Source organism: Pseudomonas sp. UBA6699 (assembly GCF_002454615.1).
In the GTDB taxonomy this organism is placed as follows: Bacteria; Pseudomonadota; Gammaproteobacteria; order Pseudomonadales; family Pseudomonadaceae; genus Aquipseudomonas; species Aquipseudomonas juntendi.
This window is the reverse complement of sequence record NZ_DKJF01000048.1, coordinates 1-9379: the sequence shown is the minus strand read 5'-3', so window position 1 is coordinate 9379 and position 9379 is coordinate 1. Positions and strand designations below refer to the sequence as shown.

Here is a 9379-nt window from a genome sequence, read left to right as displayed (position 1 = left end):
GCCCGCGAAGAGGCCGGCACAATTTGAACACCTCTCCCAGCTACACTGTCCTATCGAATAGCCGTTGCAGTCCCTCGCCCCTTACAAGAGCAGGACCACCGCCATGTTCGATATCCGCAAATATCCCCAGGCCCTGGCCGTCAGCCAGTCCGCCGCCCTCACACCCGACGACTACCAGCGCCTTTACCGCCAGTCGGTAGAAGACCCCGACGCCTTCTGGGCCGAGCAAGCCAAGCGCCTGGACTGGATCAAGCCGTGGTCAAGCGTGCAGCAGTGCGACCTGCGCTCCGGCGAGGCCCGCTGGTTCGACGGCGCACAGCTCAACGTCAGTTACAACTGCATCGACCGCCACCTGGCCCAGCGCGCTGAGCAGACGGCCTTGCTGTGGGAAGGGGACGACCCTAAAGATGCCAAAGCCATCAGCTACCGCGAACTGCACCGCGAAGTCTGCCGCCTGGCCAACGCCCTGAAGGCGCGCGGGGTGAAGAAAGGCGACCGCGTGTGCATCTACATGCCGATGATCCCCCAAGCAGCGTTCGCCATGCTGGCCTGCACCCGCATCGGCGCTATCCATTCGGTGGTGTTCGGTGGTTTCTCGCCGGACGCCCTGCGTGATCGTCTTCTCGATGCCGACTGCCGTACGGTGATTACCGCCGATGAAGGCGTGCGCGGCGGCAAGCGTATCCCGTTGAAGCAGAACGTCGACAAAGCCCTGGCCAGTTGCCCGGCCGTCAGCAGCGTCTTCGTGGTCCGCCGTAGCGCAGGCGCGGTGGACTGGGCCGAGGGCCGCGATCTCTGGTACCACGAGGCAACCGAACACGCCGGCGACGACTGCGCCCCCGAGCCCATGGCAGCCGAAGACCCGCTGTTCATCCTCTACACCTCTGGCAGCACCGGCAAACCCAAGGGCGTGCTGCACACCACCGCCGGCTACCTGTTGCAGGCAACCCTGACCTTCAAGGTGGTGTTCGATTACCGCGACGGCGAAGTGTTCTGGTGCACCGCGGATGTGGGCTGGGTGACCGGGCACAGCTACATCGTCTACGGCCCATTGGCCAACGGCGCCATCTCGCTGATGTTCGAAGGGGTACCGAACTACCCAGACACCTCGCGCTTCTGGCAGGTGGTGGACAAGCACCAGGTCAATATTTTCTACACCGCGCCGACCGCGCTGCGGGCACTGATGCGCGAGGGCTCTGGGCCACTGCAGGGCACCTCGCGCAAAAGCCTGCGCCTGCTGGGCAGTGTCGGCGAGCCGATCAACCCGGAAGCCTGGGAGTGGTACTTCGAAGCGGTCGGGCAAAAGCGCTGCCCCATCGTCGACACCTGGTGGCAGACCGAAACCGGCGGCATCATGTTGACCCCCCTGCCCGGCTCGACCACGTTCAAGCCGGGCTGTGCCACCCAGCCCATGTTCGGCGTACAGCCCGCCCTGCTGGATGAAAAGGGCGAGGTGATAGACGGGCCGGGGGCCGGCCTGCTGGTGATCAAGGCCAGCTGGCCCGGGCAGATCCGCAGTGTCTATGGCGACCACCAGCGCATGGTCGACACGTATTTCAAACCCATGCGCGGTTACTACTTCACCGGCGATGGCGCCCGCCGTGATGCCGACGGCGACTACTGGATCACCGGGCGTATTGACGACGTGATCAATGTGTCAGGGCACCGTATCGGCACGGCCGAAGTGGAAAGCGCACTGGTGTTGCATGATCGCGTCGCCGAAGCCGCCGTGGTCGGCTACCCGCATGACCTCAAGGGCCAGGGCGTGTACGCCTTCGTCACGGCCATGAATGGCGTTACACCGGACGAAGCGCTCAAGGCCGAGCTACTCGCCATGGTCAGCAAGGAAATCGGCAGTTTCGCCAAGCCCGAGCTGATCCAGTGGGCCCCGGCACTGCCCAAGACCCGCTCCGGCAAGATCATGCGGCGTATACTGCGCAAGATCGCCTGCAACGAACTGGACAACCTGGGCGATACTTCGACGCTGGCCGACCCCGCCGTGGTGCAGGACCTGATCGACAAACGCCTCAACCAGTAACCGGCGGCCGCTGCTGATGGCCGCCCTGTATCGCAGGTCGCCATGGAAGCCCTACGCCGCCGTATCGAAACCCAGGTCATGAGCCTTACCGGGCTGGCCCTCGGCCAGCTCGACCTGGAGTCCCCCAAGGGTGACCCAGGGCTGTTCGGCCCGCACAGTGTCAGTTGGCAGGTGCATGGCGATTTTCCGAGCATGCTGGTCGGCGGCATCAGCGCACTGATGCTGCAGCTATTGCATCCGCTGGCCCTGGCCGGCGTCTGGGACCACTCCAACTTCCGCGAGGACTTGCTCGGCCGCCTGCGGCGCACCAGCCAGTTCATCTCCGGTACAACCTTCGGCGCGACCGGTGATGCCGAGTGGCTGATCGAGAAAGTGCGCACCATCCACCTGCAAGTGACCGGCACTGCACCGGATGGCCGGCCCTACGCGGCCAGCGACCCAGCCTTGCTGACCTGGGTGCATGTGGCAGAGGTCAGCAGCTTTCTGGCCGCCCACTTGCGCTACCGTAACCCGCACATGCCGCGCAGCGAGCAAGATGCCTACTACAACGAAATCGCCTTGATCGCCGAGCGCCTTGGCGCCCGTGACGTACCACGCTCGTGCCAGCAGGTGGACGCCTACCTGCAAGCCATGCGCCCGCAACTGCACTGTGATGCGCGCAGCCGGGAGGTCATGCGGATTCTGCTCGACGCCCCTGCCCCCAGCCGCCTGGCTCAACCGGTGGGCAAACTGATGCTGCACGCCGGCATCGACCTGCTGCCTGGCTGGGGCCAGAGCCTGCTTGGCCTGCAGCACCGGCCCTGGCAGCAGCGCCTGATCCGCCTGGGCCTCAAACCCACGGCAGCGCTGCTGCGCTGGGCAATGCGCGACGGCTCCGCGCACCGCGCCAGGCGGCGCATGGGCATCGAGTGAGGGCAACAGGTCGCGCCTGCGGAACTGATTTAACGTGCCATACTCCAAGCACTCCTGCTCAGACCGACGAAGCGACACATGTACAAAGGATTGACTCGCGCCGCTGGCGCCATCGTGGCCCTGGTAGCCCTCTACAGCCTGCTTGGGTTCCTGATTCTTCCCGGCGTGGCACTGCGTATCGCCAATCAGCAATTGACCAAGTACGCTACCGTGCCCGCGCACCTTGAACGCATCGAACTCAACCCCTTCAGCCTTGAGCTGACCCTGTGGGGCCTGCAGCTTGGCGAGCCTGGCAAGGAGCAGGTCGGTTTCGACCGGTTGTACGCCAACCTGTCGCTCGACAGCCTGTGGAGCAAGGCCCTGCACCTGGAAGCGGTCGAGCTCGACAAGCCCCGCAACCAGGTCCTGTTCGCCAAAGACGGCACACTCAACCTGACGACGTTGTTCAAGCTGCCGCCGAGCGAAGCCAAGCCCGACGAGCCACCCAGCGACCCCTTCCCGTTGCGTATCGGCAGCATCAAGCTCAAGCAAGGCTTGCTGCACTTCCAGGACATGCGCCCGAGCGAACCCATCGAGTTCCTCTACGACAACATGAACCTGGAGCTGAAGAACCTCAGCACCTTGCCTGACGACAACGCCGACATGACCTTGGTGGCCAACGGCCCCAACGGCGGGCGCATCGACTGGAACGGCACCCTCAGCCTGTCGCCGATCGCCTCGCAAGGCACGCTGAAAGTCACCGACGCCAAGATGAAGCTGTTCTGGCCCTACGTGCGCGATGCCGTGCCCCTGGTGCTGCAGGACGGGCTGGTCAGCCTTCAGACCCAGTACAAGCTCAATCTCGCCAAGCAGACCGAGCTGCTGCTGGACAACGCCACGCTGCGGGTGGCCCCGTTCGCCATCAACGCGCCAGACGGCCGCCCGTTGGCGCGCCTGGCCAACCTGGAGGTGAGCGAGACGACCGTCGACCTGGTCAAGCAACAGGTCAGTGTGGGCAAGCTGCGCAGCGACAAGCTGGAAACCTGGGCAGCACTGGAAAAGGACGGCCAGCTCGACTGGCAGAAGCTGTTCGCCAGCCAACCGGCCAAAGCCACGCCGAAAGAAAAGGCCGAACCGGCTGCCGCCGGCCCTGCGCCTGAGCCGCAATCGGCCAACGAACCGGCCAAGCCTTGGCAGGTATTGCTCCAGAACGTGCAACTGCGCAACTACCTGGTGCACCTGGCAGATCGCAGCCAGAAAGAACCGGTAGCGCTCGATGTCGGCCCGCTGAATGTCGACCTGCAAGGCTTCGACAGCCTCAACCAGTCCCCCTTCACCCTCAAGCTCGATACCGGCGTAGGCAAGCAAGGCAAGCTGCAGGCCGCCGGCCAGGTGAACCTGGCGCCCATCCAGGCCAAGCTCGACGTCAGCACCCGCGACATCGACCTGCGCGTGGCCCAGGCCTACGTCAGCCCGTTCATCCTGCTGGAACTGCGCAGCGGAATGCTCGACAGTGACCTCAAGGTCGACCTGAAGAACACCACGCCACTGGCCTTCACGGTCACCGGCAAGGCCCAGGTCAGCCAACTGCATACGTTGGACACCATCAAGAGCCGGGACTTCGTGAAATGGCAACAGGTCAACGTAGACGGCTTGTCGTATGTGCACGGTGATGCCCTGTCGATCGACAAGGTGACCCTGCAGGAGCCCTACGCGCGCTTCATCATCAACGAAGACCGCACGACCAACGTCAATGACCTGTTGATCCCGCAACCGGCCGGCGCCAAGCCAAGCAGCCCGGCCACAACGGCCCCCGCCAGCAGCAGCAAGCCGCTGGGCATTCATATTGGCCAGGTCGACATCAAGAACGGCTCGGCCAACTTTGCCGACCTGTCCCTTACCCCCAACTTCGCCACCGCCGTGCAGCAACTCAACGGCCAGATCGGCACCATCGACAACCGCAAGCCGGTGCCTGCCAAGGTTGACGTGAAAGGCAAGGTCGACCGCTACGCCCCGGTTACCATCAAGGGCGCCCTCAACCCGTTCAACCCGCTGGCCAGCCTGGATATCGCCACCAGCTTCAAGCGCGTCGAGCTGACCACCTTGACGCCCTATTCCGGCAAATTCGCCGGTTACCGCATTCGCAAAGGCCGGCTCAACCTCGACTTGCACTACCTGATCACCAATGGCCAGCTCAAAGCCGAGAACAAGGTGGTGGTGGAGCAACTGCAGTTAGGTGAGAAAGTCGACAGCCCGGATGCGGTCGACCTGCCGATCCGCCTGGCGGTGGCGTTGTTGAAGGACACTCAAGGCAAGATCTCGATTGAGCTGCCGGTGTCGGGCGACCTCAACAACCCGCAGTTCAGCGTGATGCCGATCGTCTGGCAAACCCTGCGCAATCTGGTGCTGCGGGCAGCCCAGGCGCCCTTCAAGTTCATCGGTGGGCTGATCACTGGCGGCGGTTCGCAAGACCTGGGTAACGTCGCCTTCGCCCCCGGTTCCAGTACCCTCAGTGGCGATGCCCAGGCGGCGCTGGACAAGCTGGCTTCCGCGCTTAAAGAACGCCCGGAATTGCGCCTGGAAATCGAGGGCACCAGCGCCCAGGCCAGCGATGGCCCACTGATTGCCCAGCAACGCCTGGAACGTGAGTATCAGGCCACCTGGTACAAGATATTGCAGCGCCGCGGCGACAAGGTGCCTGCCAATGCCTCGATGCTGGTGGTCGACGACAGCGACAAACCGGCGATGCTCGAAGGCATCTACCGTACGCGCCTGAAGCAACAACCGCCGGCCGAATGGGAGCAACTTAGCCGTGACGAACGCACAGCCAAGTTGCGCGATGCGGTGATCAAGTCGTGGGCGGAGAGTACTGCGTTGTTGCGCACGCTGGGTCAGGAGCGGGCCAGCAGCATCAAGGATTACCTGGTCGACAAAGGCAAGCTGGAAGATGACCGGGTGTACTTCATCGACACCAGCCTGGGCCAGCCCGAGAAAGACGGCCGGGTGGTCACGCCAATGCATCTGGATGCTGAGTAATTAGCAAGCCTGACGCGCACCTGTGGGAGCGGCCTTGTGTCGCGAAAGGGCCGCAAAGCGGCCCCAGCAATTGATAAATCGCTGCTGAAACCCTGGGGCCGCTGCGCGGCCCTTTCGCGACACAAGGCCGCTCCCACAGAGGCGGCTTCAGACCAACCGCTGCCCCGACACCGCCGGGTGATACAGCGGCTGCACCTTGTTCCCCGCCGGGTCCAGCAGGTGGAAGCTGCGCGCGCCATCACCATGGTTGAAAGGCCGGTCGAGCAAGGTCACCCCTCGGGCCTTGAAGTACGCATACCAGGCCTCCAGTTCCTCGACGCTGTCCACGATGAACCCGTAATGGTCCAAGGTCTGCAACCCGTTGGCAGCCCCTGCCCCGCGCCCCAGCGACATGTTGTCATTACCGCAGGTCAGGTACACCAAGTCTTCATTGGCGCGGCTCAGTACTTCCATACCCAGCACATCGACGTAAAAGCGTTCGCACTCCTCAAGGTTGGGTACCAGCAAGGCAATATGGCGCAGGCCATTCAGGCGGCCAGGGCGGGCAGGCAATTCAGACATGGCTAGGCTCCTTTTTGTATACAATTCATTATTGAATTTAAAACAAAAGGAGCACTTTGTGTATAGCCTGTTCATCAAGACCCGCGTGAAGCCCGGGTGTGCCGATGCTTTCCTAAGCGCGATCAAAGTCAATGCCGCTGCTTCGGTGGCCAGCGAGGCGGGTTGCCTGGTGTTCGATGTATCGCAGGACAGGGTCGATCCGGATGTGATCTACCTGTATGAGATCTACCGCGATGATGCGGCGTATGAGGCGCATACCCAGACCGCCCATTTTCGAGATAGCCGGCCCCTGGTCGAGCCGCTGATCATTGAGCAGGAATGCTTCGAGAGTGGTGTGGTAGCGCGTAATCCGGCTTATTGAATAAAAGGGGCCGCGAAGCGGCCCCTACAGCATTGGGTGGCCAAATCCGTTTGGCCGACGGGACATTCCTTATTCGGCTTTCAGGCCGTCAGCCGAAACGGCCTGTACGCCTTTGATCTTCTTGGCAATGCTGACTGCCATTTCTTTCTGGGACTCAGTCACTTTCATGTCAGACGACAGCGAAACCACGCCTTTGTTGGTTTCTACCTTGATGTCGCTGCCCGGTACGCCTTTCTCGGTCATCAGGTCAGCTTTGACCTTGGTGGTGATCCAGGTATCGGAGGTAGCTTCCTTGGCTTTGGTCACCTCACCGGCCGCCAGCATCATCGGGGCCTGGGTGGTCTGTTGGGCAAAAGCCGCATTAGCCATGGTCAGGGTCAGAGCGGTAGCAGTAGCGGCAGCAATGGCGAACTTCTTCATGTGGGTCACTCCTGTTTTTCGAAAGGTCTGCGCCGTGTGTCCTGGCGTCAGGTATGAAGGTAGTTGCATGCGCTGTGCCAGGTTTTGATTTTCTACTAAAACCTTATAAATCAGTACGTTAGCGATTATGCCAAACGGCAGTAGTCATGCATTTTGCAATCTGCACCTGCAACCTGCATGCAAGATGCAAGTCCGCAAAAGGTTCCCGCCCCGGTCAAAAAAAAAGAGCCCCGAAGGGCTCTTCCATTGCTGCGTAGCGGTCGCTTAAACGCCCGAGGCCTTGGCCGCGGCTACGTCCTTGATCGACAGCTTGATACGGCCGCGGTTGTCCACGTCCAGCACCAGTACTTCAACTTCCTGGCCTTCTTTCAGGATGTCGGTGACTTTCTCGACGCGCGCATCGCTCAGCATGGAGATGTGCACCAGGCCGTCTTTGCCAGGCAGGATATTGACGAAGGCGCCGAAGTCGACGATACGCTCGACCTTGCCGACGTAGATCTTGCCGATCTCGGCCTCGGCGGTGATGCCCAGGATGCGCTGCTTGGCAGCATCTGCCGCTTCCTTGGTTTCGCCGAAGATCTTGATCGAGCCGTCGTCTTCGATGTCGATCGAAGCCTTGGTCTCTTCGCAGATGGCGCGAATGGTGGCGCCGCCTTTACCGATCACGTCACGGATCTTGTCGGTGTCGATCTTCATCGAGATCATGGTAGGCGCGTTGGCCGACAGCTCGGTACGCGACTGGCCAATGACCTGGTTCATCTGGCCGAGGATGTTCAGGCGCGCTTCCAGGGCTTGGCCCAGGGCGATTTCCATGATCTCTTCGGTGATGCCGTTGATCTTGATGTCCATCTGCAGCGCGGTGACGCCTTTGGCGGTACCGGCTACCTTGAAGTCCATGTCGCCCAGGTGGTCTTCGTCACCGAGGATGTCGGTCAGGACCGCGAACTTGTCGCCTTCCTTCACCAGGCCCATGGCGATACCGGCCACTGGCGCCTTCATCGGCACACCGGCGTCCATCAGCGCCAGCGAAGCACCGCAAACCGAAGCCATGGAGCTGGAACCGTTGGATTCGGTGATTTCCGATACCACGCGGATGGTGTACGGGAACACGTCGGCGGCAGGCAGCATGGCCTGGACCGAACGACGGGCCAGACGGCCGTGGCCGATTTCACGACGGCCAGCGCCGCCCATGCGGCCACACTCACCTACCGAGAACGGTGGGAAGTTGTAGTGCAGCATGAAGGGGTCTTTCTTCTCGCCTTCGAGGGTGTCCAGCAGCTGGGCGTCACGGGCAGTACCCAAGGTCGCAACCACCAGGGCCTGGGTTTCACCGCGGGTGAACAGCGCCGAACCGTGGGTTTTCGGCAGCACGCCCACTTCGATGTTCAGCGGGCGAACGGTCTTGGTGTCGCGGCCGTCGATACGTGGCTTGCCGTTGACGATGTTTTCGCGAACGGTGCGGTATTCGATTTCGCCGAAGATGTCTTTTACTTCAGCAGCCGAAGGCTGGCCTTCTTCACCGGAGAACTTGGCAACCGCCTGGTCACGCAGCTCGCCCAGGCGCGCATAGCGGTCGGCCTTAACGGTGATGGTGTAGCCTTGCGAAACCGCTTCGCCGAACTCGGCACGGATGGCGTTGAACAGCTCGGTGTTGGCCACCGCAGGTTTCCAGTCCCAGGTTGGCTTGCCCGCTTCGGCAGCCAGCTCTTTCACGGCCTGGATCACGGCCTGGAACTCGTCATGGGCGAACAGTACCGCGCCCAGCATCTGGTCTTCGGTCAGCTCCTGGGCTTCGGATTCAACCATCAGCACGGCGTCGGAAGTACCGGCAACGACCATGTCCAGGCTGGAGGCAGCCAGTTGCTCGTAAGTCGGGTTCAGCAGGTAGCCGGTGCTTTCGTGGAAGGCCACGCGCGCCGCACCGATCGGGCCTTCGAATGGAATGCCGGAAATGGCCAGGGCAGCCGAGGTACCGATCATCGCAGCGATGTCCGGGTCAGTCTTCTTGCTGGTGGAAACCACGGTGCAGACGACCTGCACTTCGTTCATGAAGCCTTCCGGGAACAGCGGGC

The 9379-nt window shown here is 62.2% G+C and carries 7 protein-coding genes; 4 read left to right on the top strand and 3 right to left on the bottom strand.

All coding sequences use genetic code 11. From position 1 onward, the window contains the following. The first annotated feature begins 103 nt into the window (after positions 1–103). From acs to B3361_RS09300, 3 genes are all read left to right on the top strand, one after another. Entirely contained in the window at positions 104–2038 is a 1935-nt protein-coding gene (gene acs / locus B3361_RS09310) for an acetate--CoA ligase (RefSeq protein ID WP_054904428.1), read from the top strand. A 42-nt stretch (positions 2039–2080) separates the two neighbouring features. Beyond that, positions 2081–2950 carry an oxygenase MpaB family protein gene (locus B3361_RS09305; RefSeq protein ID WP_054904427.1) on the top strand — a complete coding sequence of 290 codons (870 nt, stop codon included), beginning with the start codon at positions 2081–2083 and terminating at the stop codon, positions 2948–2950. 78 nt (positions 2951–3028) lie between these two features. Beyond that, positions 3029–5965 (top strand): DUF748 domain-containing protein, encoded by a 2937-nt coding sequence (locus B3361_RS09300; protein WP_054904426.1) that lies wholly within the window; start codon positions 3029–3031, stop codon positions 5963–5965. Between the two features lie 147 nt (positions 5966–6112). Here B3361_RS09300 and B3361_RS09295 read toward each other — a convergent pair whose 3' ends face one another. After that, the gene (locus B3361_RS09295) at positions 6113–6526 is read right to left on the bottom strand and encodes a VOC family protein (RefSeq protein ID WP_029886580.1); all 414 of its coding nucleotides are present in this window, start codon (positions 6524–6526) and stop codon (positions 6113–6115) included. A 58-nt stretch (positions 6527–6584) separates the two neighbouring features. On the opposite strand from B3361_RS09295, the gene B3361_RS09290 reads away from it, so the two are divergent. Further along, the gene (locus B3361_RS09290; RefSeq protein ID WP_009685356.1) at positions 6585–6887 is read left to right on the top strand and encodes a putative quinol monooxygenase; all 303 of its coding nucleotides are present in this window, start codon (positions 6585–6587) and stop codon (positions 6885–6887) included. A 69-nt stretch (positions 6888–6956) separates the two neighbouring features. Here the strand turns inward: B3361_RS09290 and B3361_RS09285 are convergent, their stop codons facing one another. Both B3361_RS09285 and pnp read right to left on the bottom strand, forming a co-directional pair. After that, a complete protein-coding gene (locus tag B3361_RS09285) occupies positions 6957–7307 on the bottom strand; it encodes a BON domain-containing protein (protein ID WP_009685355.1) in 351 nt (116 codons plus the stop codon). Between the two features lie 264 nt (positions 7308–7571). After that, positions 7572–9379 (bottom strand): polyribonucleotide nucleotidyltransferase (pnp, locus tag B3361_RS09280; protein ID WP_286920185.1); only part of this gene is annotated, 1808 nt, incomplete at its 5' end.

Coding starts and splice junctions, on each gene's coding strand:
- B3361_RS09285 (WP_009685355.1), bottom strand. CDS start 7,307: ATGAAGAAGTTCGCCATTGCTGCCGCTACTGCTACCGCTCTGACCCTG.
- acs (WP_054904428.1), top strand. CDS start 104: ATGTTCGATATCCGCAAATATCCCCAGGCCCTGGCCGTCAGCCAGTCC.
- B3361_RS09305 (WP_054904427.1), top strand. CDS start 2,081: ATGGAAGCCCTACGCCGCCGTATCGAAACCCAGGTCATGAGCCTTACC.
- B3361_RS09300 (WP_054904426.1), top strand. CDS start 3,029: ATGTACAAAGGATTGACTCGCGCCGCTGGCGCCATCGTGGCCCTGGTA.
- B3361_RS09295 (WP_029886580.1), bottom strand. CDS start 6,526: ATGTCTGAATTGCCTGCCCGCCCTGGCCGCCTGAATGGCCTGCGCCAT.